This is a genomic window from Embleya scabrispora DSM 41855 (assembly GCF_000372745.1).
GTDB classification, from domain to species: domain Bacteria; phylum Actinomycetota; class Actinomycetes; order Streptomycetales; family Streptomycetaceae; genus Embleya; species Embleya scabrispora.
The window spans coordinates 77,539-101,068 of the sequence record NZ_KB889683.1 but is presented as its reverse complement, the minus strand read 5'-3'; the positions used below and the strand labels follow the sequence as shown (position 1 = coordinate 101,068).

Here is a 23,530-nt window from a genome sequence, read left to right as displayed (position 1 = left end):
GCGCGAGGGTCGCTGGATCCAGGTGCACGACGGGGTGATGGACTTCCGCCGGTTCGGCATCCTGGACGACAAGGTCCCCGCCGACGCCGCGCTGGACGCGATGGTCAACGACCCGTACGTCCACCGCGTCGAAGCGCACAGCGACCTGCTGTTCGTCAAACGGCACACCTTCGGCCGCTCCCGGATCGTGCTCGACTTCGGCGGACACACCGTCCGCACCACCGGCATCGAGAAGAACACCCACGACAACCCCTTCGGCGCCGTCCTGTACTTCAAGGGCAAGGTCACCGACACGGTGGTCAAGGCCAAGCTGTCCCAGCCGATGCCCGACCTGGCCGACGTCTTCGAGGTGCCGGACAGCGCGGCCTTCAAGGTCGGCGACTGGTGGGCGGTCACCATCGACCCGGAGCCGGGCAAGGGCAAGTACGAGCAGGAGGTGCAGCGTCTGGTCGAGATCACCCAGCTCGTCGACGCGACGCACATCCGGGTCGGCTACAAGATCGGCTGGGACCTCGCCGCCGGCCGTACCTTCACCTGGACCCGGATCGAGCCGGTGGACCGCGCACACGTGCGCAACATGGTCTTCCAGGGCATCCAGGACGGCGACCAGTACACCGGTTCGCACCCGATCGCCTACGAGTACACGATCCACTGCGACGTCGAACACGTGGACGCGGTCGGCACGTTCTGGCCGGTGGTGATGCGTCGATGGTGCACCCACTACCGCACCCGCGCGTGCACGCTGAAGAACCCGGCCAGTGTCACGTGGGGCGGCGCCGGCTACCTCACCCAGCAGATCTACTGCCTGTACGGGCACGTCGAGGACTGCCACGTCGCGAACAGCCGGCACCTCAACGACCTGACCGCCTCGGCCTACTGCTACGTGACCAACTGTCACGGCGACGGCGACGACCAGGGCCCGTTCGTGACGCACGGTCAGTTCGAGCACGACCTCGTCTACACCGGCAACTCGGGTCTGATGACCTTCGCCAACTCCGGTGCCGCGTGGGGTTCGGTGGCCAAGCGCATCACCGTGCGCAAGCACGTGTGCTCGTGGTTCGTGGCCCGGGTCAAGATCACCGATCTGACCCTGGAGGACATGCAGGTGATCGGCAAGCCGGCGCTGGCCGGTTCCGGGATGTTGTGGGTCAACGCCGACGGCGTGCAGATCCGCGGTTGCACCGCGTCCGGACCGCTGATCGTGTCGCAGGCGTCCAACCGCTCGCAGCGCGCCAATGTGATCGCCGACTCGACGTTCACCCTCGGCAAGGACGCCGAGATCACCCAGGCCAACGTGAGCGGCGAACTGCACCTGCACCGGGTCACCCTCAAGGGCCTGGACAACGCGAGCCTGAAGAACGCCGGCCGGCTCGTGCTGACCGACTGCACCCTCGTGGGCGCCCCGACCGCCGCGCCGACCACGGTGACCGGCGCCGCGCTGACCGTGGCCGGCGGCGAACTGCGGGACACCGGGCTGCGGTTCGCCGGCACCGGTGACCAGAGTGTGGCACTGTCGCGCACTCGACTCGGCGGCACCAACGCGGCCCGCGCGCTGCTTTCGCGCACCGGCGGCGCCCGCACGGTCTCCTGGCAGCTCGACGGCTGTGTGTCCACCGCGGCCGACGCGGCCACCGCACACGTCCTGATCACCGACGGGTCCAACCGCTACCGCGCGGCGGGCAGCACGTTCACCGGCGGCCGGCTCGAACTGACCGGCGCGGCCTTCGGCGGAGCCGGCGCGCTGCTGCACAGCGGCTGCGTCGAGGACGGCGTCACGCGCACCGCGCTGCCCGACGAGGGTCCGCGCGTCGCGCACACCGCCGGCAACCAGCTGATCTGAGTCGCCGTCACCCTCGGGCCGGCAGCGCTCGCGCGCGGCCGCCACCCTCGTATCCGCAACTCCCTCGCACCACGGGAAGCACCATGACCGCCCCCAGTTTGACCACGAACTCCGGCCGACCGGCCGGTACCGACCGACCCGTACGGATCGCGCTCGTCGGAGCGGGCAACCGAGGTTTGACCTACACCGATTGGATCCATCGCCACCCCGACCGCGCCGAACTGGTCGCGGTGGCCGACCCGCGCGCCTCCGCCCGGCAAGCGTCCGGGGCGAGCGTGCAGTTCGAGGATTGGCGTCCGCTGCTCCGGGAGCGGATCGCGGACGCGGTGATCGTGGCCACCCAGGACCGCGAGCACGTCGAGCCGATCCTGGCACTGGCCCGGGCCGGCTACGCGATCCTCACCGAGAAGCCGATGGCCGCCACCGAGGCGGACTGCCGGCGGATCATCGAGGGGGTCGCCGAGACCGGCGTTCCGTTCGCGGTGTGCCACGTGCTGCGCTACACCCCCTACACCGACCTGGTGAAGGGCGTCCTGGACTCCGGCGTGCTCGGCTCGATCGTCAGCCTGGATCTGCTGGAGCCGGTCGGCTGGTGGCACTACGCCCACTCCTACGTGCGCGGCCCGTGGAGCCGCGAGGCGGACTCCTCGCCGATGATCCTGGCCAAGTCCTCGCACGACCTGGACTGGATCGGCTACGTCACCGGTGCCCGGATCGAGACGGTGGCCGGCTTCGGCGGTCTCGCGCACTTCAAGCCGGAGAACGCGCCGGCCGGCTCGGCCCGCAACTGCCTGGACTGCGCGGTCGAAGCCGACTGTCCGTACTCCGGTCCCAAGCTCTACTTCCCGGCACTGCGCAAGACCGGCGACGCGTGGCCGATCAATCACGTCACCGACGCCGCGCACGGACCGCAGGACCAAGACGAGTTGGTCCGGGCGCTGCGCGAAGGTCCTTACGGTCGCTGCGTCTACCACTGCGACAACGACGTCGTGGACCACCAGGTGGTGGCGATGCAGCTGTCGGGTGGGATCACCGCGACCTTCACGATGACCGCGTTCACCGAGCAGACGCACCGTCAGGTGCGGATCTTCGGCAGCCACGGCTGGCTGCGCGGCGACGGCGAGAAGGTCACCGTGCACACCTTCGCCGACGACAAGGTGGTCACCCTCGACGCGGGTACCTCCGGATCGAACGCGGCGGACGGACACGGTGGCGGCGACACCGCGCTGATGGACGCCTTCGTCACCGCGCTGGCCACCGGCGACCGGGCCCACATCCGCTCCAACGGCGCCGACTCGCTCGGCAGTCACCTCGCCGCCTTTGCCGTCGAACGCTCCCGACACGGCGGCAACACCGAGGTCGTACCCGCGAGTTAGCGACGCCCCCCGAGCCGGACCGGCCGCTCGCGCCGTCCCACGATCGCCGCCTGCGAGCGGTGGGCGAGCGACCGGTCCACCACCTCGGCCCCTGAACTGACACCCCGTCGAACCCCGCTGTCAGGAGACACGACCCTCATGAGAAGAAACATCCGTCCGCGTACCGTCCGCGCGATCGCCCTCCCGGCACTCGCCACCGCCCTCACCGTGGGCCTGGCCGCGTGCGGCGGCTCCTCCGGGCCCGGCTCGGGCGGCAAGACGATCACCACCTGGATGTACCCGGTGATCGCCGACGAGGCGAAGAACAAGGAGTACTGGGCCGGCCTCACCGACGCCTTCGCCAAGGCCAACCCGGGCTACAAGGTCAAGGTCGAGACCTACCCGTGGGCCAACCGCGACACCGCGCTGGCCACCGCGATCGCGGCGAACAAGGGCCCGGACGTGGTCTATCTGGTGCCGGACCAGCTGCCCAAGTACCAGCGCAGCCTGGTGCCCGCGGACGAGTACATGCCGGCCGCCGACAAGGCGGACTACCGCAAGGCCGCGCTGGATTCGGTGAGCGTGGACGGCAAGCCGATGGCCACTCCGCTGCTGATGAGCGCCAACCCGCTGATCTGCGACAAGCGGGTGTTCGCCGCGATCGGCGAGAGCACCTACCCGAGCACCTGGGACGACCTGCTCAACCTGGCGCCCAGGCTCAAGGACAAGGGTTACCAGGCGACCAGCTACAGCGGCGACACCCAGCAGACGCTGAACCTGACCTGGTATCCGATGTTGTGGCAGGCGGGCGGTGAGGTGTTCGCCGCCGACGGCAAGTCGGTCGCGTTCAACTCCGAGGCCGGCGTCAAGGCGCTGAGCTACCTCAGGACGCTGGTGGACAAGGGCTACACCGACAAGGACCAGGTCACCACCACGCCCAAGCTGGAGCAGACCCCGGTGGCCAAGGGCAAGGTCGCCTGCACCTGGCAGAACACCCCGGCGGACGTGGAGAAGTTCTGGGGCAAGGAGAACGCCGTCGTGATGCCGCCGCTCAAGGACGTCAAGTCCGCGGGCTACGGGACGGTCGGCTCGTTCGCGATGCTCAAGGGCGCCAACAAGGACGCCGCGGGCAAGTGGATCTCCTTCGTCGCCAAGCCGGAGAACAGCCTCGCGCTGGTCAAGTCCAACGGCTACTTCCCGGCCCGCACCTCGGCCGCCGACCCCTACCCCGGCAACGCGCTCCAGGCCGAGGTGGCCAAGACGCTCGACGTGATGAGCGCCGGCCCGCTCAAGGAGAAGTCGCGCGACGTGATGGGCGTGCTCGCACCGGAGATCCAGGCCGCGCTGATCGGCAACAAGAGCCCCAAGGACGCGCTCAACGACGCGGCCAAGGCGGCGAACGCGCTGCTCGCGCGCTGACCCCGACCGGGCGGCCCGGCCCCCGTCCGGGCCGCCCATCCCCTCCCACCCCTTCCCGTCCCGCCATCCGCTCTTCAGCCCAAGGAGGTCCCCGTGGCCGCAGTCGCGGAACAACCCCGCAGGCTCCGCCGACGCGGGCCGCACGCCCGCCGCGAGGCCCGAATCGGGCTGCTGTTCGTCCTGCCCGCCTTCGTGCTGTTCGTGCTGTTCCGATTCGGCCCCAGCATCGCCGGCGTGCTGCTCGGCTTCACCGACTACTCGCTGATGGACTCGCCGAAGTTCACCGGCCTGGACAACTTCACCCGGCTGTGGGACGACCCGGTCTTCTGGTCCTCGCTCAAGGTGACCGTGCTCTACACGGTGATCACCGTGCCCGGCACGATCATCGCCGCGCTCGGGCTGGCCCTGCTGACCCGGCGCGCGTTCCGCGGTTCGAAGTTGTTCCGTTCGATCTTCTTCCTCCCGGTGGTCACCAGCCTGGTGCTCGCCTCCACCGTGTTCATCTGGATCTTCTCCACCGACGGCCCGTGGTCCACGGTGATGAGTCTGGTCGGTGGACACACCGGATCCTGGCTGGCCGACGACGTGTTCGTGGTGCCCGCACTGGCGATCGTGGGCATCTGGTCGCGGTTCGGCTACGGCATGCTGATCCTGCTGGCCAGTCTCCAGAACGTGCCGCGCGAGCTGGAGGAGGCCGCGCTCACCGACGGCGCCGGCCCCTGGCAGCGCTTCCGTCACATCATCGCGCCGAGCCTGAAACCCGCGCTGTTCTTCCTCGCCGTGATCGAGACCACCGCCAGCTTCCAGGTCTTCGACGCGGTGTACGTGATGACCGGCGGCGGCCCGGCGAACGCCAGTTACACGCTGGTGTTCCAGCTCTACGACGCCGGCTTCAAGTACTTCGATCTCGGCTACGCCAGCGCGATCGGCCTGGCCCTGTTCGTGCTGACGCTCATCGTCGCGATCATCCAGCGCCTGGTGATCGGGAAGGAGAAGTGACCATGTCCCTCGATACCCACGAGGTCACCGAGATCACGCCGCCGCCGATCGTGGCGACCGAGGACGAACCCGCGCGCTCGCGCCTGAGGTTGCGCCGGGACCGCCGGCGCGCGGGCCGCGAACAGGACACCGTGCCGTACGCCCTGCGCGGCACCCGGCGCGGCAAGGTGCTGCGCGGCGTGCTGCTCGGGGTGGTCGCACTGGCCACGATCTTCCCGTTCTACGCGATGGTCGTGCTGTCCCTGAAGCCCTCCGGCGCGGTCGAGTTCCCGGGCAGCCTGCTGCCGTGGAACCTGACCACCAGCGCCTACAGCGACGTCCTCGGTTCGCAGGACGTCCCCCAGTGGTTGATCAACACGCTCATCTACTCGATCGTCGGCGTGCTCGGCACGCTGCTGCTCTCCGCGCTGGCCGGCTACGCGTTCGCCAAGAAGCGCTTTCCCGGCCGCGAGGCGATGTTCTGGTCGTTCCTGTCGATGGTCATGGTCCCGTACCACGTGACGATGATCCCGACGTTCGTCCTGATCGCGAAGATGAACGGCGTCGACACCTACTGGGGTCTGATCCTGCCGTCGCTGGCCAACGCGCAAGCGGTGTTCCTGATGCGGCAGTTCATCCAGGGACTCCCGGACGAGCTGTTCGAGGCGGCCAAGATCGACGGTGCCTCGGAGTTCCAGATCTTCGTCCGGATCGTACTGCCGCTGATCAAGCCGATCATGGCCACCCTGGGCACGTTCGTCTTCCTGTGGCACTGGAACGACTTCCTGTGGCCGTTGATCGTCGGCCAGAGCACCGACATGCGCACGCTGACCGTCGGCATCGCCTCCCTGCAACAACAGAACGTGCCGCTGAACGTGGTCCTGGCGGGCTCCGTGGTCGCGTTCGTTCCCATCTTCATGGCCTACCTCGTGGGCCAGCGCTACGTCACCGAAGGCGTGGCGGCAACCGGAATCAAGGGCTGATCACGCGTCATGAATGCTGTAGCTGTAGCGGATGGTGCCTCCGGGCGACTCGGCTTCCCCGATGGTGAGGCCGCGCTGGAGGAACTCCTCGCGACCCCTTCGGCGGGGCTGATCGCAGACCTGTCCGGCCTGGACGGCGACCTGGTCGTGCTCGGCGCGGGCGGCAAGATGGGCCCGAGCCTGTGCCGGTTGGCCCGCCGCGCGCTGGACGCGGGAGGGCGCGCCGACGCGCGTGTGTACGCGGTCTCGCGCTGGTCGGACCCGGCGGCGGCGCAGGCGCTGGAGACCGACGGCGTGCGAACCGTCGCATTCGACCTGATGACCGGCGACCCGGCCGAACTGCCGGACGCGGGCAACGTGGTGTTCATGGTCGGCGCCAAATTCGGCTCGGCCGGCGCGCCCGAGCACGCGTGGGCCGTGAACGCCGCACTGCCGGACCGGATCGCCCGCCGCTACCCGGCCGCGCGGATCGCCGCGTTCTCCACCGGCAATGTGTATCCGCTGGTGGACGCGGGCTCCGGCGGCAGTGTGGAGAGCGACCCGGTCGGGCCGGTCGGCGAGTACGCGATGTCCTGCCTGGGCCGCGAGCGGGTGTTCACCCACGCCGCGACCACGCGCGGCACCCGGGTCGCGCTGATCCGGCTCAACTACGCGGTGGACCTGCGCTACGGCGTGCTCGCCGACATCGCCTCGGCGGTGCACGCGGGCGAACCGGTGGATGTGACGACGGGTCAGGCCAACGTGGTGTGGCAGGGTTACGCCAACGAGGTGGCGCTGCGCGCGCTCGGACACGCGGGCACGCCGTTCACGGTGAACCTGACCGGCCCCGAGACCGCGTCCGTACGGCGCCTCGCGGCGATGTTCGGCGCCGAGTTCGGCCGGGAGGCGATCGTGACCGGTGCCGAGTCGGGCAGCGCGCTGTTGTCCGACGCGAGTGTGTGCCACGAGTTGTTCGGCTATCCCGAGGTCCCCCTGCGCACACTCGTGGCCTGGCAGGCGGACTGGATCCGGCGCGGGCATCCGCTGTCCGGCAAGGCCACCAAGTTCCAGGTCCGCGACGGAAAGTTCTGAGGCATCGTGATCAACTCCGCAACGGATTCCCCGGCTTCGGTCGGCTCGGTGGACCCGGTCGATCCGGCCGGCTCGCTCGACGCGGCCGGTCCGACCGGCGCGGCGGCATCCCCGCCCACGCCGATCGAGCTGCTGCTCGAAGGCACCGTGATCCCCGCGCATCCGCTCGCGCTCGATGTCGAGGGCCGGTTCGACGAGCGTCGGCAGCGGGCGCTGACCCGCTACTACCTCGCATCCGGCGCGGGCGGCCTCGCGGTCGGCGTGCACACCACGCAGTTCGAGATCCGCAAGCCCGAGGTCGGGCTGTTGCGGCCGGTGTTGGAACTGGCCGCCGAGACGGTCGCGCGCGAGGCGGGCCGCCCGGTGGTGCGGGTGGCCGGCGCCTGTGGGTACACCGCGCAGGCGGTGGCCGAGACCGAGTTGGCCGCCTCGCTCGGCTACGACGCGGTGCTGCTCAGCCCCGCCGTGCCGGGGGCGGACGAACAGGGCCTGCTGGACCGGGCGCGTGCGGTCGGGGAGGTGTTGCCGGTGATCGGCTTCTACCTCCAGGACGCGGTGGGCGGCCGGTTCCTGACCCCCGAGTTCTGGCGCGCGTTCGCCGACATCCCGAGCGTGGCCGCGATCAAGATCGCGCCGTTCGACCGCTACCGCACCTCGGACGTGCTCGCGGCGGTGGCGGACGCGGACCGGGCCGGCGAGGTCGCGCTGTACACCGGCAACGACGACGCGATCATCACCGACCTGCTGACCCCGTATCGGGCCGGCGACCGGCCGCGCTGGTTCGCCGGCGGGCTGCTCGGCCAGTGGGCGGTGTGGACCTCCACCGCGGTCACCCTGCTCGACCGGGTCCGCCGCGCCCGCGCCGGCGACCACCGCACCATGGTCGAACTACTGGGACAGGCACCGGAGTTGACCGACGCGAACTCGGCGGTCTTCGACGTGCGCGGCGGCTTCCGCGGCTGCATCGCGGGCGTGCACGAGGTGCTGCGCCGGCAGGGGCTGCTGGCCGGGACCTGGTGCCTGGACCCGGCGGAGACGTTGTCGCCGGGACAGGCCCGGGAGATCGAGCGGGTGGCCGCGGCGTATCCGTGGTTGACGGACGACGCGTTCGTGGCGGAGCACCTCGATGCCTGGCTCGCCTAGTCCGGTGTCGGCCGCCGGGCGGCACGGTCGCGCCGTGGTCGCGCTGGCCGTCCCGCCCGGGCTGCGCGCGGAGTTCTTCGGTGTGGACGATCCGGCCGGGCCGGGTGGTGTGGCCGAGCGGCTGCGGGCCGTGGCCGACGTCGTGCCGGTGGATGATCCTGCCGATGTCGCCGCGCTGCGGGCGGCCTTCGCGGGTGCGGACGTGGTCGTGTCGTCGTGGGGAATGCCGCGGCTGACCGGCGAGTTGCTCGCGGCGGCGCCCCGGGTCGGGCTGCTGGCCCATACCGGCGCGGCGATCACCCCGTACGTGGGTGCCGACGCGTTCGCGCGCGGGGTGCGGGTGACCCAGGCCGGGCAGGGCATGGCCCGCTCGGTGGCCGAGGTCGCATTGGCCTTCACACTCGCGCTGTTGCACCGGACTCATCGCTACGATCACGCGTTGCGCGGCGGACGCGACTGGGCGGCGGCCTCGGTCGCGCCCGCCCGGCACGAGGTGCTCGGTGCCCGGATCGGCGTGATCGGCGCGTCGCGGACCGGGCGGGCGTACATCGAGGTGGTCCGGGCCCTCGGTGCCCGGGTGCAGGTCACCGATCCCACCCTCGGCGCCGCCGACGCGGCCGAACTCGGGGTCGAACTCGTCGGACTGGACCAACTCCTGACGAGCGCTCGGATCGTCGCGCTGCACGCGCCTTCGCTGCCGGCCACGCGGCACCTGATCGGGGCCCGCGAACTGGCCCTGCTCGCGGACGGCGCGGGCCTGGTGAACACCGCACGCTCGTGGCTGGTCGACGAGCGGGCGCTGCTCGCGGAGTTGACCACCGGACGGATCGACGCCGCACTGGACGTGTTCGACGACGAGCCGCTGCCCGTGGGGCATGCGTTCCGGGCATTGCCGAACGTGCTGCTGACGCCGCATCGGGCCGCCGGTACGGTCGAGTGTCGCCGTCGTCAAGGCGACATCGTCCTCGACGAGGTGGAGCGCTACCTGACGGGCCGTCCGCTGGACCACGAGGTCGGCCCCGACGCGCTCACCCGGGTCGGCTGAACCTCCCTTTGCACTGTCCCGATCACACCACCGACACCCCCGACACCCCTCACGTACCTGGAGAGATCACCGTGCGCCTGATGCGCGTAGGCGAACCCGGCAACGAACGCCCCGTACTGTTCGCCGCCGACGGCCGCCACTTCGACCTGAGCCGGCTCACCGCCGACCTCGACGCAGCCTTCTTCGCCTCGGACGGCGTCGAGCGGGTCCGCGAGGCCGCGGCGGCGGGCCTCCTGCCGGAGATCGACATCGCGGGCCTGCGCGTCGGCGCACCGGTGGCCAGGCCCGGCGCGATCCTGTGCATCGGTCAGAACTACGCGGCACACGCGGCCGAATCCGGCGCCGAGCCGCCGAGCACGCCGATCCTGTTCTACAAGGCGCCGCACACCGTGGTCGGGCCGTACGACGACGTGCTGATCCCGCGCGGTGCGGTCAAGACCGACTGGGAGGTCGAGCTCGCCGTCGTGATCGGCCGCCGGGCCCGCTACCTCGCCTCGCCCAAGGACGCGTTGGCCCACGTCGCGGGCTACACGATCAGCAACGACGTGTCCGAACGGGCTTTCCAGCTGGAGCAGTCCGGCGGCCAGTGGTCCAAGGGCAAGAACTGCGAGACGTTCAACCCGCTGGGCCCGTGGTTGGTGACCACCGACGAGGTCAGCGACCCGCAGACGCTCGGGCTGCGCTCGTGGGTCGACGGGGAGAGCCGGCAGGACTCGACGACCGCCGACATGATCTTCGGCGTGGCGTATTTGATCCACCACCTGTCGCAATACCTGGTGCTGGAACCCGGCGACATCGTCAACACCGGGACGCCGCAGGGGGTTGCCCTGTCCGGGCGCTTCCCGTACCTGGCGGAGGGCGACGTGATGGAACTGGAGATCGATCGGCTGGGGCGGCAGCGGTCGCACCTGGTACAGGCCTGACGGGTCCGCGGCCGCCGCCGGGTGGCCCTTGGATGCCGTGACCGGGAAGTCGCACCGGTCACGGCATCTTTGCGTGGGCACCCGCGCCGGCCGGCGCGATCGCCCGGCCCGCGCTTCGGGGCGTCGGGTGCGCGGGTCAGGGGCGTACCGCGACGGCGTCGACCTCGAACAACATTTCCGGCAGGGCCAGGGACGCGACGCCGCTGAGCGTCTGGGTCGGCGGCACGTCGCCCCAGATCGCGCCGATCGCCTTGCCGAGAATGGCCAGCTTGTCCGAGTCGTGGTCGACGATGTGGGTGCGCAGCTGCACGATGTGGCTCAGGTCCAGGCCGACGGCGGCGAGCGCGATGCGCAGGTTGTCGAACGACTCCTCGACCTGCTCGGCGAAGTCGTCGGTGGTCACATGGCCGTCGGCGTCCGACGCGTACTGTCCCGCGACGAACACGAGTTCCCCGGACGCCACGGCGACGTGGCTGTAGCCGAAGTGCACCGGGTCGTGCAGGCCGTCGGGGTTGATGATGCGGTGCGACATGGTCTGGGTCCCTCCGAAGCGAACGGTCGTCGAGTACAGGTCGTCGGCGCGCCTGATCATTCCCGATGCCGGTGACCGTCGAGTACGCCGGTGCGGCGGACGGGAGACGACGTGCCGACGACCGACACCACGACCACGGCCCGCTCGGGTGCCGCTTCGCGCCCGGGCCTGGGGCGTGTGCGTGTGGTCCGGTCGGCCCGGACCGGACCACACCGACCTACCGGGGTCCGCTCGGCGGCGTGCCGGCCTGGCCGGCGAGGGCCTCGGCGAGGGCGGTGGCGGCCTCGCCGGAGAGCGGCCGGTGCTCCAGCAGGAAGCGGTACCAGAACAACCCGTAGAGCTGATCCACGATCAGGTCGAGGTCGGCGCCCGGCGCGAGTTCGTTCGGATGGCGGGTGAGCAGGGCTCGCAGCGCGTCGCGGCGGGACGCGGTGAACGTGCGGACCAGGTCGGCCGCGTGCGGATCGCGCGCCGCCTCGCGGACCAGTGAGCGCAACACCGACGCGGTCGATTCGGCCCGCGCGCCGCGGAACGTGGCGGCCACGAAGGAGGACAGGTCGGCGCGCAGGGTGTCGGCCTCGGGAGGTGACACGACGTCACCGGCCAGGCCGGTCAGTGCCTCCAGCAGGACCGCGCCCTTCGAGGGCCACCAGCGGTAGATGGTCTGCTTTCCGACGCCGGCGGCGCGGGCGATGGTGTCGATCGTCACCGGCGCACCGCCGGATTCGGCGAGCAGGACCAGGACGGCGTCCAGGATCGCGCGTCGGGCGTCCTCGTTGCGGCGCCGGCCCGTGTGTGCGCGGCGCGGGGAGTCGTCGTCGGGGTCGTCGCGGTTCATCGGGCCAGCATATGCCCTTGACGAGACCGATGGTCTCGGCAATGCTTTATCGAGACTGATGGTCTCGGCAAGTCGCGAGCCGGCCGCCGCGGATCGCACGACCCCACGACGAGAAGGCAAGGCACTCATGTCCGTGTCCCGTTCACTGCAAGGTCGGTACGTCGTCGTCATGGGCGGCAGCTCCGGAATCGGCGAGGCGACCGCCGCGCTCGTCGCCGCCGATGGGGCGGAGGTGGTGATCACCGGCCGCGATCGTGCCCGGCTCGACGCGGCGGTCGAGCGGATCGGCGGCAAGACCACCGGTCATGCGCTGGACGCCACGGACGCGGACGCGGTGGCCGAGTTCTTCGCGGCCTCGAACGCGCCGATCGACCATCTCGTCCTGGCGCTGAGTGGTGCGTCCGGCAGCGGCCCGATCGCGAGCCTGGACCCGGATCGGCTCGCCGCCGGATTCGCGGGCAAATTCTGGCCGTTCGTGCGCACCCTGCAAGCGGCGCTGCCCCGACTCTCGGCGCACGCCTCGGTGACGTTCGTGACCGCGGCCTCCGCTCGGGCGGCCTTCCCCGGCACGGCCGGACTGGCCGCGATCAACGGGGCGTTGCAGGCGATGGTGCCGCCGCTCGCGGTCGAACTCGCGCCGATCCGGGTCAACGCGGTCTCGCCCGGCGTGATCGACACCCCGTGGTGGGACTCGATACCGACCGAGGCGCGCGCCGAGCTGTTCACCGGCATCGGCGCCGCCACCCCGGTCGGCCGGGTCGGCCGTGCCGACGAAGTCGCGGACGTGATCCGCCTGTTCGTCGGCAACGGCTTCATGACCGGCACGGTGATCGACTGCACCGGCGGCGCCAACCTCCCGACGGGCCGCTGACCCGGAGTCGCAACGGTCGCGCCCGAGCCGCCGGAGAATACGGCAAGCACCGCGAAGAATTGTCACACCCATGTCCCAATCCCGCTCATTCGAATTGTCGAGCCGGTTTGGTATGTGTGCAGGGAAATGAATCGTGCTGTCGACAAAACACGGATTGCATTCGTGGGAATACGCATGGGATTCGCGGGTGAAAACGACAAGGGCCCCGCCGTGTGTCGGCGGGGCCCTTGTCGTCGGCTCGGATCAGGTGGTGGCCCGACCCGGTTCAGCGGTGTCGCGGGTGCTCGGGTGTCGCGGGTGCTCAGACCTGGTGGCGGCCACGGCGGCGGTTGAGGTGGATCGCGCCTGCGCCGGCGGCGAGCAGCGCGGCGGCCGCGCCGGTGATCATGACCACGGTGGAGTTGTCGCCACCGGTGTTGGCGAGGTCCTTGCCGTTGCCGGCCGGGGCGACCGGGAGCCACGGCACCTCGACCGCCGGGTTGTCCGTACCCGGCTCGACGATCGGCTTGGTCGGCCCCTCGCTACCCGTGGGCTCCGCGCTGCCGGACGGCTTCGCGCTGGTGGCCGGTGCCGCCGTGGTGGCCGGGGCGGACGTGGTGCCGGGCCCCGCGGAGGTCGCCGGAGCCGAAGGGGTGGCCGGTGCCGAAGACGTGGCCGGGGCGGAGGACGTGGCCGGGGCGGACGTGGCCGGCGCCGAGGTGCCCGGACCGGGAGGGGCCGTGCTGGTCGGCGGCTTCGACGTGGTGGGCGGCGTGGTGTTCACCGGCGGCGGCGTCGTCGCGGGCGCGCTGGTCGGCGGCGTGGTCGTCGGCGGGACCGTCGGGGTCTCGACGCAGTCGAGCGTGCCCGTGTAGGTCTGCGAGAAGCCGGCCGGGCCGGTCACGGTGACGGTGTAGTTCGTGTCCTCGGCGACCTTGACGAACTGGGTCTTGGTCGAGTTCGGCGGCACGCTCACCTTGGTGCCGTTGAGCTTGAAGTCGGCCGGTCCGTCACCGGTGTTCTTCAGCGTGACGGTGACACCGCCCTGGACGCAGTCCTCCTTGTACGCCGACGAGGGGACCGGAACGGGCTGGTGGCTCCACTTGACCTGGGCCGAGGCGGCGACCGAGAACGGCTGCGAACCCGCCGTGATCAGGGTCTGCGAGTGCTTGCGGTCCTTGGCCAGGAAGACCCGGCCGATGTTGACGCCGGCCTTGGTCGAGGCCGAGATCCTGGCCTCGCCCGGGTTCTGGCTCTTGGGCACCTTCACGTACAGCTCGGTGCCGTCGGCCGCGGTGCCGACCGGGTTGCCGTCCTTGCCGACCAGCGAGACGCCGGTGGGGACGGTGCCGTCGAGCTTGACCGCGACCGGCTCGGTCGAGGTGGTCTTGACGGTGACCGGACCGACGCCGGGAGTGTCGCCGTCCTTGCCGCTGGTGGTGGTGGGGGAGAGCTCCAGGGAGGCGCCGGGCTCACTGGCCTCACCCTTGTTGGCCTCGCCGGTGAGGTACTTGTACAGCGCCACGACGTCCTTGTCGTTGCGCGATTCGGACGCGTTGACGCCGTTGCTGTAGTGCCAGATCGCCGCCTGGGTCGCCGCGACGGCCTCCTGCGCGTCGAGCTTCCCCTTCTTGTCCGACACGCCCGCGGCCTTGGCCAGCGCGTCGAGGTCGTTGATCTTGGGGTACGAGTGGTTCAGCACCCAGTTGATCTTCGCGACCTTGGCGGTGTCCTTGAGCCACGAGTCGGCCCAGGCGCCCTCGCGGTAGTCGACCCCCTCGCGGACGGTGGTCTCCAAGTCGATGCAGTACACCAGGACCTCGGGCGCGCCGGCCTTCTGGGCGCTCAAAACCATCAGCTCGGTCTGCTGCTTCCAGAGGAAGCCCGACAGGGCGACCTCGCCCTCCGTGTGCTTCACGTGACCACGGAACTGGAGGGCGGCGCCGTCGGCGTATGCGACGGGCGAGAACCCGATGACGGCGACCGCGGCCAGACCGGTGACGGCACACGCCGATGCCGCGCGGGATATACCCCGCTGAGTCGTGAACATGAAAGAAAGGACTCCTTGCGAAAAGGCGGCCCCCGCTGCCCGGGTCTGTCACCGGGATCCCCACCCCTGGGCCGCCGAACGCAAGAATCGTGGCATTGCGATGGTTAGTCAATTCACCGGTGGAGAATCCGGCCACAAAATCGCCATGCCCTCGAAACCACTCGATATCATATCGCATTATTGCCGGTAATTCAGGCGTTCCCGCGTCGATGCCCGGCTCCCGACGCTCGGGTGACACACCTCGGCCGCCGTCCTCCGCGAGGGGGAGGCGGCGGCCGAGGCGGTTCGGTTCAGCCCTGGGCCGCGTCGTCGGCGAACGTGCCCGCGCGGGCGGCGCGTTCCGGGTCACGGGCGCGCAGGACCGCGTAGCCGGCGATGCCCACCACCAGGGCGCCGACGAAGACGTACGGCAACACGTTGAGCGGCGACTCCGGGACGGGCCACAGGTTGCGGTAGAAGACATAGACCATCGCCGCCGCGCCGATCAGGCCCAGGACCCAGGCGAGCAGCAGGGCCCGGGCGCCCGTCCTGCGGACGAACAGCGGCGCGGCCAGACAGACCAGCACGTACGACAGCATGTAGCCGAAGACGCCGATCGTGTCGATGTACGTGGTCGCGTCCAGGCCGTCGGTGCCGGCCAGTACGACCGCCACCGTCGGGATCGCCACGAATGGTGTGACGACCCAAATCGCGGCCGACGGGGTCTTGTGGGTCGGGTGCGCCCGACCGAGGCGGGCCGGCACCACGCCCTCCCTGGCCATGCCGAATAGCAGCCGGGCCGCGACCGTGACGCAGGCCATCACCACCGCCAGGAACGAGGCCGCGAATCCGGCGTGCAGGAAGAACTTCAGGAAGCCCAGGCCGGAGAGTTCGGCCAACTCGTCCATCGGGTCGGCACTGGCCACCAGGCCGTCGGGGCCGCCGAAGCCGACCACCTGGGCATAGGCGGCGAACATGTACAGCAGCCCGGCCAGCAGCGCGCTGCCCATCACCGCGCGCGGGATCGCCTTGTACGGATCGGTCGCCTCCGCCCCCAGCGAGGCCGCGCCCTCGAAACCGACGAAGCCGAGCACGCCCAGCACGACCGCGAACACGATGCCGTCCACGGTGCTGCCGCTCAGGGTGAGCTGGTCGGTGTCGAACAGGTCGTTGCCGCTCTTGAAGAACACCGCCAGGAGCACGACCACGATCAGCACGATCGAGATCACCTCCAACGTCGCCGCCACCCGCGCCGCGGTACGCACGCTCGCGATGGTCAACCGGACCGCGATGGCGGCCAGCAGCACGTCGAGCAGCACCTGGCCGGCCACCCCGGTGAAGGCGCCCACGCCGATCCCGTCCAGCGCGCGGCCCGTGTAGTAGCCGGCGCCCGCGAGTGAGCCCGAGCCGATGCACACCGCGCCGATCAGCAGCGCCCAGCCGGTCACGAACGCGCCGGACGGCCCGAGCGAGAGCCGGGTGAACGCGTACAGCGAGCCGGTGCCGGCTCGGCGGCGGGCGAACACGCAGATGCAGTACGCGATCGCCAGCACCGCGGCCATGGCCAGGAAGAACGAGAACCACGCGCCGTTGCCCGCGGACGCGGCCATGCTCGCGGGCGCGAACGCGATCACCGCGCTGGGCGCGACGTTGGCCACGCTCTGCGCGCCCACCTCGAAGGTGGTCACACTGCGCCGGGCCAGGCCGTCGTCGGACACGCCGGAGTGGGCGCCGAAGGACGGGGGCGAGGCTGCGGATGTGGGCACGGGTGCTGCCTTTCCGGACTTTCCGGCCGAATTGCCTGGGGTGAGAGTAGTCATCGGTCAGCCCTCGCGCTTGGTGGGGTCGTACCCGGACGGGGTGTGTGTGGTCGAACCGGAGGCGGAGCGAGGTGCGACGTACGCCGTGTACGCCTCGTAGGCGGCCGAGTCGGAGCCGGCCACGCCGGCCTCGGCCGGGTCGTACGGCGCCGGCCGGTAGCCGGTGATCAGCAACTGCCGCAGTGCGCGGCCCTCGTTCAGTTCGGCGAGGGCGTCCCCGGCCTCCTCCAGCGGGCGCCGGGCCGAGATCATCGACTCGACGTCCAGGAAGCCGCCGACCACCAGGTCGACCAGGATCGGGATGTCGCGATGGGCGACCACCGAGCCGTAGTTCGAGCCGAGGATGCGCTGATCGGCCTCGGCCAACGCGAGCGGGTCGAAGCGGGCGGTGCTGCCGGTCGGCGGGAGGCCGACGATCACCGCCGCGCCGCCCTGGCCGAGAGCGGCGATGGCCTGCTCGGTGGTGGCGATCTTGCCGATCGCGTCGAACACGTAGTCCAGGCCCTCGGGGACCAACGTGCGCAGCGCCGCCACCGGGTCGACCGCGCTCGCGTCGATGGTGTCCGTGGCGCCCAGCGTGCGGGCCAGGTCGAGCTTGTCCGCGACCACGTCCACCGCGACGATCCGGCCCGCGCCGGACAGCCGGGCGCCTTGGACGCAGGACAGTCCCACGCCGCCGCAGCCGATCACCGCGACCGTCGCGCCGGCCTCCACCCCCGCGGTGTTGCGTACCGCACCCACGCCGGTGGCGATCGCACAGCCGACCAGGGCCAGCGCGTCCAGCGGCGCGTCCTTGCGCACCTTGATCGCGCCGGAGACCGGGACCACCACGCGGTCGGCGAACGAGGACACGCCCAGGTAGTGGTGCAGTTGCTCGCCGTCGGCGGAGCTGAGCCGGCTGGTGCCGTCGTACAGCACACCCTTGGGCGCGACCACCTCGGCGACCAGCGAGCAGGCGGCGGGGCGGCCGGCGAGGCAATAGCGGCAGGTGCCGCACGCCGGTACCCAGGACAGCACCACGTGGTCGCCGACGGCCAGGCCCGAGTCACCGGTGTCCGGGCCGAGCGCGGTCACCACGCCGGAGCCCTCGTGGCCCAGCACGACCGGCATCGGCACGTCCCATTCGCCGCGCACCACGTGCAGGTCCGAGTGGCACACGCCGGCCGCGACCACCGCGACCTCGACCTCGCCGGAGCCGGGTGGGGCCAGTACGAGGTCGGTCATGGCGAGGTCGTTGCCGGGGCGCAGGACCACGCCGCGGATGCGGTCGGCGGATGCCGGCGAGGGGATGGGGCTCATGGCTGCTCCTGGCTGGACGAGGTTGCGTTTAGTGGAGCTAAACTTTCGTCAAGGTTTTACAGGAGTAAACTCGTGGCGTAAAGACCCCCGAGCGGGGTGAATCCGAACCTTTACGGACCGCCCCGCGGCTCCGGAACGGTGCGCTGAAACGGCGGGAGGGCGGGTACCGTGTCGCGCGTGCCAGCACATACCGGAGAAGCACCCGGCGAAGACCCCAGCGAACCTTCCGGCGCCGAGCCGGAACCCGCAGTCGAGGCCGAGCCGGAGGCCCGAGCCGGAGGCGGGACCGGCGCCGAACCCGCGCCCGGGGACGTCGCGTCCAGGGACACCTCCAGTCGGATGTCCCGGGTCGGCCCGCGCCTGCGCGAACTGCGCCAGGCGCAGGGGCTGACCCTGGTTCAGGTGGCCGGCGCCGCCGGGGTGACCAAGGGCTTCCTGAGCCTGGCCGAGCGGGGCAAGGCGTCGGTGTCCGTGCCGACCCTGCTGCGCATCTGCGACGCGGTCGGCACCAGCATCGCGGCCCTGTTCGACTATCCCGACCAGGATGTGGTGCGCAGCGGCATCGGCGCGCCGCTGGAGATGGGCGGCATCGGGATCGAGGAATTCCTGCTGACGCCGGCGGACGAGACGCACGTCCAGGTGATGCGCACCGTGCTGAGCCCGGGCGGCGGCTCGGGCGGCGCGTACGCGCTGGAGGCCGAGACCGTGTTCGCGTACATGGTCCGCGGCAGCCTCGAACTGACCGTCGACGGCGCCGTACGACACCTGGGCGCGGGCGACTCGACCACGTTCTCCGCGCGACTTGAACACGGATGGACGAATCCGGGCGAGATCGAGGCCGAGGTGTTGTGGTCGATCGCGCCGGCCCTGCCGCGCCACGTGACGAAGCTGCGGCCGAACCGGTAATCACCGGTTGCCGACCGATTGCCGACCGGGGGCGATCGAGTGCGGGCCCGGTACGGACCGGGTGGCGGCCCGATGTCCGCCGCGCAGCGGGTCGGTTCGTCGCGTCCACATCGACGTCGGCGCCACACCGCCGCCGGGGCTTTCTATGCTTGCCGCGTGACCGACCCCAATGACCTCGATGTCCGACCGGCGTTCTCGCCGTCCGCAGCCGCCTCCGCCCGGGGGGTGATGGCGCTAACCTGCGAGCGTGTGGCCGCGACATTGGCTTCGTACGAGCTGCGGGTGCTGCCGTCGACCGTGGCCCAGTGGGAAGCCGGTACGGAACGCCCGAACGAAGCCGAACTGCTCGCCCTCGCCAAGTCCTTGGTCGTCCCCGTGAGCCAACTCATGGGCGGCCGACCGACCAATCTCCAGGACCACCGAATCGCCGCCGGCCTCACCCGCGCCGAACTCGCCAACCGGGTACGGATGAAGGAGGTCGGCTACGCGCGACTCGAACGCGCGAACAAGTGGCGGGCCGACGAGGAGCGGACCGGCTTCCTGGTCCGCGCGCTGGGCCTGTCGATGCGTGACCTGGCCGAGGTGTCGGGCGTGGGCCCGGAACTGGAAAACCTGCTCGCCGAGGCCGTGGTGGGTCGCTGGAAGACCCAACTGCCGGACATCACCCGGCTGATCGGGATGCGCCGCAAGCGCATCGGCGAGGTGCTCGAAGTGCTGAGCTCGGTCTTCCCGGAAGGCATGGATGCGGCCGACGTGCCGCGGGCCGCGGTGGTCGAGCGGTTCTGGGGCCTGCTCGGCGACCCGGTGGCGGACCCGGGCGCACCGGGCGTGTGGCTGCTGCAAGGACGTTTCGCGTAACCGACCCCAGGAAACGAACGGTCCTGCCGTTCCGTCGGATCCGACGGAACGGCAGGACCGCATTTTGTTCGAGCCCCTTCGAGCCCCGTCGAGCCCTTTCGAGCCGCTTCGAGCCGCTGCCTGTTCGAGCCGAGCCGCCTATACGGGCACGCCGACCAACGTCCCGCCGTCGGCGAGGCGCACTTCGAAGCGGGCGAGTTGGTCCTTGGGCGTCCAGGTGCCGGTCTGGACGACCAGCGGCGCCTCCGAACCCGGTACGCCGTAGCCCTTCGGCGGAACCGTCCAGCCGGAGATCTGCTGCTCCTTGCCGTCCTTGCCGACCGCGACCAGCGAGCACCGCAACGGGCCGCGCACGTTGCGCAGTTCGAGCGCGAGATTGGTACCCCAGGCCTTGCTCTCCAGCGCGATCCGGGCGGCCGCGCCGGTGCGCGGATCGGTGGCCTGGACGGTCGTACCGTTCCTGGCGATGGCCGCCATCGGGTCCGCGGGCACGTTCTGCGCGGCCGTGGACGAGTCCTCCTTGAACCAGGTCCGGCCGGCGAGCACACCCGCGCCCAGGCCGATCACGAGCAGCGCGACGCACGCGGCGACCAGGAGCGCCGGCCGAGACCGGCGCCGGGCGACCCGCCGTGCGCCGAGCTCGTCCACGGGTCCCGACGCGGCGGCCGGTGTCGGCAGCGGTGGTGCGGGCGACATCGTCCGCGGCGTCTCGATCGGCTCCGGCACCGAAGTCGGGGTCGGTCCGGGCACCCGCGCCCCTTCGGCCGGCGACGGGGCCGAAGCCGACGGCTCCGGCAGTTCGTACACACCCTCGTCGCGCAGCTCGGTCAGCAGCGTGGCCATGCCGGAGAAATCGGCCAGCTCGTCGAGACACCGGTCACACGTGGCCAGGTGCTCCTCGAACGCGTCCCGGTCCGCCGGCTCCAGCAGGCCGAGGGCATATGCGGCGATATCCGCGTGTTCGGGTTGGATGCTCATGCCGACACCCCCCTCTCCTCCAGGACGATCCGCAGGGCGCGCAGCGCGTAGTACACGCGTGACTTCGCCGTACCCGCCGGGATGCCGAGTACGTCGGCCGCCTGATTGACAGTACGGTCGCGGAAGAAGGTTTCGATCAAAATTTCCCGGTGTGATGTGGAGAGGGCGTCCAGCGCGTCGCCGACCACCACCGCGCGCAGCAGCCTGTCGACCTCGTCGCCGGTGGGCAGCGTGGCCAACGGCTCGTCGCCCACCTCCGGTGGGCGGGCCGCGCGGGCCCGCTGTTCGTCGATGACCAGCCTGCGGGCGACGGTGACCAGCCAGGGCAGCAGCGGCGCGGCGGGATCGAGCTTCGCGCGATTGCGCCAGGCCCGGACCAGCACCTCCTGCACGCTGTCCTCGGCCCGCTGCCGATCGCCGCCGTTCAGTCGCGACACGACGGCGAGCAACGGTCGCGAGTACTCGCGGTAGAGCATCGTGACGAACCTGGTCTCCTCATCGGAGCCCGGCGGGTCGGAACCCGGCGGGCTCGATCCCGGTACGTCCACATCGGACATTCCCGACCCGCCTCCTCATCCCGTAGCCGAGATCCGTATCCCGGAACAGGCAACACCCTAGGGGGCCGCATGCCCTCGGATCGGCCCGGACCGGCAACCCGGCGTGCGCCATCGCCCGGGCCGGCGCCGCGCGGAAGGCGGAGAACGCCGACGGGCGGCGGACGCCGACGCGGTGTCGGAGCACGCCGCCCTGGGACGGAGGGGGTTGCGCGAAGCGGCCCGCGCTCATGTCGCCTACCGCGGGTCGCGGTTGAACGACGCCTTCGACCAGAAGTAGCCCAGCACGGTCAGCGCCAGACACCAGGCGACGGCGAGCCACCCGTTGTGGCCGATCTCGGTGCCGAGGAGCAGGCCGCGCAGGGTCTCGATGGCCGGGGTGAACGGCTGGTACTCGGCGATCGGCTGGAACCACCCCGGCATCGCGTCGAGCGGGACGAAGGTGGTGGAGATCAGCGGCAGGAAGATCAGCGGCAGCGCGTTGTTGCTGGCCGCCTCGGCGTTCGGGCTGATCAGGCCCATTCCGACCGCGATCCAGGTGAGCGCCAGGGAGAACAGCACGAGCAGCCCGAACGCCGCGATCCACTCCAGGACGGTGGCATCCGTGGACCGGAACCCGATGGCCAGCGCGATGACCCCGACGAGGATCACGCTCAACAGGCACTGCAGCACACAGCCGACGACGTGCCCGATGAGCACCGACCCGCGATGGATCGCCATCGTCCGGAAGCGGGCGATGATGCCCTCGTTCATGTCCGTGGCGACGGACACCGCGCTGCCGATCGTGGTGCCGCCGATCGTCATCATCAGGACGCCCGGGACGAGATACGCGACGTAATCGGACCGGTCCGCCCCGCCGCCCCCGATTCCGGCGCTCATCGCGTCGCCGAAGATGTAGACGAAGAGCAGCAGCAGCATGATCGGCGTGAGCAGCAGGTTCAGCGTGAGGGACGGGTAGCGACGCGCGTGCAACAGGTTGCGCCGCAGCATCGTGGACGAGTCGCGCACGGCGAGGGCGAGGGAGCTCATCGGACGGCCTCCTTGGGCTGGGCGCTGCTGCTGCCGCTGGTCAGGGCGAAGAACACATCGTCGAGGTCGGGGGTGTGCACGGTCAGCTCGTCCGCCTCGATGCCGGCCGAGTCCAGCCGATCGAGGATGAAGCGCAGCTCGCGCTGGCTCCCGTCGCTGGGGATCTGCAGCGTCAGCGCCTCGTCGTCCCGGGCGACGTCGTGCAGCGCGGAGGCGGCGGACCGGTACGCGGCCGGGTCCGAGAAGCGGAGTCGCACGTGTCCGCCGGGGATGAGCCGCTTCAGCTCGTCGGCGGTCCCCTCGGCCGCGATCTTGCCGTTGTCGAGCACGGCGATGCGGTCGGCGAGCTCGTCGGCCTCATCCAGGTACTGGGTGGTGAGGAAGACGGTGACGCCGTCGGAGACGAGCTCGCGGATGATCCCCCACATGTTGTGCCGGCTGCGCGGGTCGAGACCGGTGGTCGGCTCGTCCAGGAAGATGATCCGCGGGTTGCCCACCAGGGTCATGGCGATGTCCAGGCGCCGCTTCATGCCACCGGAGTAGCTCTGCGCGGGCTTTCCGGCGGCGTCGACGAGGTCGAATCGCTCCAGCAACTCGGCGCTCACCCGCCGTCCTTCGCGCTTGGACAGGTGGTGCAGATCCGCCATGAGGAGCATGTTCTCCTCGCCGGTGATCAGCCCGTCGACGGCCGAGAACTGCCCGGTGACGCCGATCGCGGCGCGCACCTTGTCCGGTGACGTGGCGATGTCGTGGCCCGCGACCTGCGACTGGCCGCCGTCGGCGGTGATGAGCGTGGACAGGATCTTGACGGCGGTGGTCTTGCCGGCGCCGTTCGGCCCGAGCAGTGCGAACACGGACCCGGCCGGGATGTGCAGGTCGATGCCGTCGAGGACGGTCTTGTCGCCGTACGACTTGCGCAGACCGACGGTGGCGATGGCCGCCGGCGACGGACGGCCGTTCCCCGGCCTGGATGTGGGGATGTCAGAAGAAGGCATGGGACCCTCCCGCTCGAAGGCTGAGGTGGCTGGGGAAATGCGTGAGTCGGGGCCGGCCTTTCCGGGGTCGGCCTCGGCGCGGCGG

General features: G+C 70.8%; 21 protein-coding genes. 12 read left to right on the top strand and 9 right to left on the bottom strand.

Annotation, left to right across the window (positions count from 1 at the left end; all coding sequences use genetic code 11):
• Positions 1-37: 37 nt before the first annotated feature.
• The 9 genes from A3IC_RS0130970 to A3IC_RS0130930 all read left to right on the top strand — a co-directional run bounded on the left by A3IC_RS0130970 (position 38) and on the right by A3IC_RS0130930 (position 10,757).
• Positions 38-1,840 carry a hypothetical protein gene (locus A3IC_RS0130970; protein ID WP_052173891.1) on the top strand — a complete coding sequence of 601 codons (1,803 nt, stop codon included), beginning with the start codon at positions 38-40 and terminating at the stop codon, positions 1,838-1,840.
• Between the two features lie 83 nt (positions 1,841-1,923).
• On the top strand, positions 1,924-3,216 hold the full coding sequence (locus A3IC_RS0130965; protein ID WP_020553967.1) for a Gfo/Idh/MocA family protein: 1,293 nt from the start codon (positions 1,924-1,926) through the stop codon (positions 3,214-3,216).
• 138 nt (positions 3,217-3,354) lie between these two features.
• Complete coding sequence (locus tag A3IC_RS0130960; protein ID WP_020553966.1) at positions 3,355-4,614, top strand: ABC transporter substrate-binding protein; 1,260 nt, start codon at positions 3,355-3,357, stop codon at positions 4,612-4,614.
• Between the two features lie 93 nt (positions 4,615-4,707).
• On the top strand, positions 4,708-5,613 hold the full coding sequence (locus A3IC_RS0130955; protein ID WP_020553965.1) for a carbohydrate ABC transporter permease: 906 nt from the start codon (positions 4,708-4,710) through the stop codon (positions 5,611-5,613).
• A 2-nt stretch (positions 5,614-5,615) separates the two neighbouring features.
• The gene (locus A3IC_RS0130950; RefSeq protein ID WP_079026787.1) at positions 5,616-6,575 is read left to right on the top strand and encodes a carbohydrate ABC transporter permease; all 960 of its coding nucleotides are present in this window, start codon (positions 5,616-5,618) and stop codon (positions 6,573-6,575) included.
• A 9-nt stretch (positions 6,576-6,584) separates the two neighbouring features.
• The gene (locus tag A3IC_RS0130945) at positions 6,585-7,646 is read left to right on the top strand and encodes an NAD-dependent epimerase/dehydratase family protein (RefSeq protein WP_020553963.1); all 1,062 of its coding nucleotides are present in this window, start codon (positions 6,585-6,587) and stop codon (positions 7,644-7,646) included.
• 150 nt (positions 7,647-7,796) lie between these two features.
• Positions 7,797-8,789 carry a dihydrodipicolinate synthase family protein gene (locus tag A3IC_RS0130940; RefSeq protein ID WP_158696157.1) on the top strand — a complete coding sequence of 331 codons (993 nt, stop codon included), beginning with the start codon at positions 7,797-7,799 and terminating at the stop codon, positions 8,787-8,789.
• Positions 8,773-9,834: a hydroxyacid dehydrogenase gene (locus A3IC_RS0130935; protein WP_026218944.1), complete on the top strand. Its 1,062-nt coding sequence runs from the start codon at positions 8,773-8,775 to the stop codon at positions 9,832-9,834. Before A3IC_RS0130940 ends, A3IC_RS0130935 begins: the two co-directional genes overlap by 17 nt.
• A gap of 71 nt (positions 9,835-9,905) precedes the next feature.
• On the top strand, positions 9,906-10,757 hold the full coding sequence (locus A3IC_RS0130930; RefSeq protein ID WP_020553960.1) for a fumarylacetoacetate hydrolase family protein: 852 nt from the start codon (positions 9,906-9,908) through the stop codon (positions 10,755-10,757).
• 136 nt (positions 10,758-10,893) lie between these two features.
• On the opposite strand, the gene A3IC_RS0130925 is transcribed toward A3IC_RS0130930, so the two are convergent.
• Together A3IC_RS0130925 and A3IC_RS0130920 are read right to left on the bottom strand one after the other, a co-directional pair.
• Positions 10,894-11,289, bottom strand: a complete 396-nt coding sequence (locus A3IC_RS0130925) for a RidA family protein (protein WP_026218943.1) — start codon at positions 11,287-11,289, stop codon at positions 10,894-10,896.
• Positions 11,290-11,506: 217 nt separating this feature from the next.
• On the bottom strand, positions 11,507-12,127 hold the full coding sequence (locus tag A3IC_RS0130920) for a TetR/AcrR family transcriptional regulator (protein WP_020553958.1): 621 nt from the start codon (positions 12,125-12,127) through the stop codon (positions 11,507-11,509).
• A 127-nt stretch (positions 12,128-12,254) separates the two neighbouring features.
• On the opposite strand from A3IC_RS0130920, the gene A3IC_RS0130915 reads away from it, so the two are divergent.
• Positions 12,255-12,998 (top strand): SDR family oxidoreductase, encoded by a 744-nt coding sequence (locus tag A3IC_RS0130915; protein WP_026218942.1) that lies wholly within the window; start codon positions 12,255-12,257, stop codon positions 12,996-12,998.
• 301 nt (positions 12,999-13,299) lie between these two features.
• On the opposite strand, the gene A3IC_RS0130910 is transcribed toward A3IC_RS0130915, so the two are convergent.
• From A3IC_RS0130910 to A3IC_RS57445, 3 genes are all read right to left on the bottom strand, one after another.
• On the bottom strand, positions 13,300-15,027 hold the full coding sequence (locus A3IC_RS0130910; RefSeq protein WP_020553956.1) for a Cys-Gln thioester bond-forming surface protein: 1,728 nt from the start codon (positions 15,025-15,027) through the stop codon (positions 13,300-13,302).
• A 290-nt stretch (positions 15,028-15,317) separates the two neighbouring features.
• Positions 15,318-16,772: an APC family permease gene (locus A3IC_RS57450; protein WP_052173886.1), complete on the bottom strand. Its 1,455-nt coding sequence runs from the start codon at positions 16,770-16,772 to the stop codon at positions 15,318-15,320.
• A 57-nt stretch (positions 16,773-16,829) separates the two neighbouring features.
• Entirely contained in the window at positions 16,830-18,125 is a 1,296-nt protein-coding gene (locus tag A3IC_RS57445) for a zinc-binding dehydrogenase (protein ID WP_020553954.1), read from the bottom strand.
• A 177-nt stretch (positions 18,126-18,302) separates the two neighbouring features.
• Between A3IC_RS57445 and A3IC_RS0130895 the strand changes: the two genes are divergently transcribed.
• Positions 18,303-19,031 (top strand): helix-turn-helix domain-containing protein, encoded by a 729-nt coding sequence (locus tag A3IC_RS0130895; protein WP_205354567.1) that lies wholly within the window; start codon positions 18,303-18,305, stop codon positions 19,029-19,031.
• Between the two features lie 156 nt (positions 19,032-19,187).
• Positions 19,188-19,889 (top strand): helix-turn-helix domain-containing protein, encoded by a 702-nt coding sequence (locus tag A3IC_RS57440; RefSeq protein WP_158696156.1) that lies wholly within the window; start codon positions 19,188-19,190, stop codon positions 19,887-19,889.
• A 138-nt stretch (positions 19,890-20,027) separates the two neighbouring features.
• Here the strand turns inward: A3IC_RS57440 and A3IC_RS0130880 are convergent, their stop codons facing one another.
• The 4 genes from A3IC_RS0130880 to A3IC_RS0130865 form a co-directional block, all read right to left on the bottom strand.
• A complete protein-coding gene (locus A3IC_RS0130880; protein WP_020553950.1) occupies positions 20,028-20,867 on the bottom strand; it encodes an anti-sigma factor family protein in 840 nt (279 codons plus the stop codon).
• Positions 20,864-21,424, bottom strand: a complete 561-nt coding sequence (locus A3IC_RS0130875; RefSeq protein ID WP_020553949.1) for a sigma-70 family RNA polymerase sigma factor — start codon at positions 21,422-21,424, stop codon at positions 20,864-20,866. Before A3IC_RS0130875 ends, A3IC_RS0130880 begins: the two co-directional genes overlap by 4 nt.
• Before the next feature lie 234 nt (positions 21,425-21,658).
• Positions 21,659-22,450, bottom strand: a complete 792-nt coding sequence (locus A3IC_RS0130870; protein WP_026218941.1) for an ABC transporter permease — start codon at positions 22,448-22,450, stop codon at positions 21,659-21,661.
• Entirely contained in the window at positions 22,447-23,445 is a 999-nt protein-coding gene (locus A3IC_RS0130865) for an ATP-binding cassette domain-containing protein (RefSeq protein WP_020553947.1), read from the bottom strand. The genes A3IC_RS0130870 and A3IC_RS0130865 overlap by 4 nt, the downstream gene beginning before the upstream one ends.
• Positions 23,446-23,530 lie beyond the last annotated feature (85 nt).